Raw genomic sequence first — 2,236 nt, 5'->3', positions numbered from 1 at the left:
GGCGCACTTTGCCCGGTTTTTCTCATTGTCATTAGTTAAAATTATATTATTTTAAAAGCAAGAAAAGAGCTGCCGAAATTGTATCTTCGGCAGCTCTTTATTTATCTAGTCTTAGGATAGTAAGGATGAAAACACAAGCAATCTTGCTTATGTTTTGAAAAACCAATCTGTTTGCTGATTGGATTTACTTTACTGTCCTCTTGTTCGTTTTTCAACTAACAGTTTAATTGCTGTTCTGTCTTCACCGCCGATTACGATATCTGTAAATGCCGGCGAACAAATTAAATCGGTACCACTCGGTGCTACAAAGCCACGTGCAATTGCAACTGCTTTTACCGCTTGATTCAGTGCTCCTGCTCCAACTGCTTGCATTTCCGCATACCCTTTTTCCCGGATGACTGCAACTAATGCACCTGCTACTGAATTCGGGTTAGATTTTGAAGATACTTTTAATGTTTCCACTACAATTCCTCCTTGTCCTTGCTGACCGTTGGACGATTAATCTGTCCATAAATCACTTTATGCAAGTTCATAGAGAGATAGAATAAGTTAACCTCTAAAAGGGTAATCTTCATTAATATAAATACGCTCAAATGAAACGGCTTTTCCTGTTTGGTTGTCTAGATCCACAAAAAATGCGCTAAGTACAGACCGACCCGATTTTGGCACTTCAAAGCGTGCTGGCATATTTGTTTTAAATCGATACAATACTTCTTCTTTTTTCATACCTAGTACACCGTCGTATGGACCTGTCATCCCCACATCAGTGATGTAGGCTGTACCATTTGGGAAAATGCGAGCATCTGCAGTTTGGACATGTGTATGCGTGCCTACAACTGTTGATACTTCTCCATCTAAGTGCCATCCCATTGCAATCTTTTCGCTAGTTGCTTCTGCATGGAAATCAACAAAAATAAGCGGAGATAGTTGTTGCGCTTCTTTGACAAGTTCACTTGCTTTTTTAAATGGATCATCATGTGGAGGTAAAAAAGTCCGACCATGTAAATTAATAATTGATAATGTATGACCATTTTTTGTAATCGTGGTCATTCCTTTACCTGGTGCATCATCTGAAAAGTTTGCTGGTCGAATTAAATAATCAGTGTCGTCTATAAAATCGAAAATTTCTTTCTGATCCCAAGTGTGGTTTCCCATTGTTACAACATCAACACCCATAAAAAGTAAGTCTTGATATATTTTTTTTGTAATTCCACGCCCGGATGCAGCATTTTCTCCATTAGCAATAATGACATCTGGTTGGTATTTCCTTTTCAATCTTGGCAAATAGTCTTGCAAGGTATCTCGTCCCATTGATCCTACGATATCTCCAATAAATATTACTTTCAATTTCATTCCTTCTTTCGTTTCAAATCACTAGTGTTGCATAAAATTTGACGGAATATTCAGTCACACTATTTTCAATATTTTCGCCAAAAAGGGAAGCACCCGAATAAAGGTAGTACTGTCCATTTGGCAAATTTATACAGTTAGACGAGGGCGACAGTTACAGAAAGGATTCCTACGGAACTTTTTTGTTTCTGATTTTACGAAGCCAATATCGGGAATTCTTCCAGAGATTTGCGACCAAAATGCGCGAAATTCGTAAGATTGAATTTTTACTGTTCGTTTCCATCTGAATCAACACGTTCAAGCAATAGGCAATCAACGCCAAGTAAATTTGGTTTTTCACGGCGTTTTCACTTTGACCGTAGAAATGCTTGATTTTCACGTGTTGCTTGATCCATTTGAAGAACAATTCAATTGCCCAGCGGGAGCGATAGATTTCACTGATTTCCTCCGCTGTAAGGTCGAATCGGTTTGTGATTAGACGCAGTTCGCCTCCCTTGCCGTCTGGTATGACGATAATTCGGAAGACATTTTCCGTACAGTTGGTGCTGGATCCAATAAAAGCCATGGTATCTGACAGGGCATCGCTTCCTTCTGGAAGAGAAAACGAATAGACGGGATGAAGGACGGAATTCTTCTTCAGCCGGCAAACGAAAAAGATTCCATCGTCTGTAAAGAGGTCGAATCGTTTGTAATCCACATATCCGCGGTCGAAAACGTACATGGCTTCTTTGTCATCAACCAGCACTTCCAGTTGATTGCGGTCGTGTTCTTTCGCATTCGTGATGACTTCTTTATCCGGATAATGCGTGCCGTTTTCATCGAAGACCAAGCGCAGATGCAGCTTCACGCCCGCTTTGGTTTCCCGGAATTCCGCCCATTTAAAATG

The 2,236-nt window shown here is 40.1% G+C and carries 3 protein-coding genes; all 3 read right to left on the bottom strand.

Annotation, left to right across the window (positions count from 1 at the left end):
• Positions 1 to 189 precede the first annotated feature (189 nt).
• A complete protein-coding gene (locus tag B371_RS0100625; protein WP_019412417.1) occupies positions 190 to 462 on the bottom strand; it encodes a stage V sporulation protein S in 273 nt (90 codons plus the stop codon).
• A gap of 87 nt (positions 463 to 549) precedes the next feature.
• Positions 550 to 1,347: a TIGR00282 family metallophosphoesterase gene (locus tag B371_RS0100620; protein WP_019412416.1), complete on the bottom strand. Its 798-nt coding sequence runs from the start codon at positions 1,345 to 1,347 to the stop codon at positions 550 to 552.
• Positions 1,348 to 1,519: 172 nt separating this feature from the next.
• Positions 1,520 to 2,236: IS4 family transposase (locus B371_RS0100615; protein WP_019412415.1), on the bottom strand; the 717-nt coding region annotated here is incomplete at its 5' end.

Source organism: Paenisporosarcina sp. TG20 (assembly GCF_000286315.1).
Classification (GTDB): Bacteria; Bacillota; Bacilli; order Bacillales_A; family Planococcaceae; genus Paenisporosarcina.
This window is presented reverse-complemented; position numbering and strand designations above follow the sequence as displayed.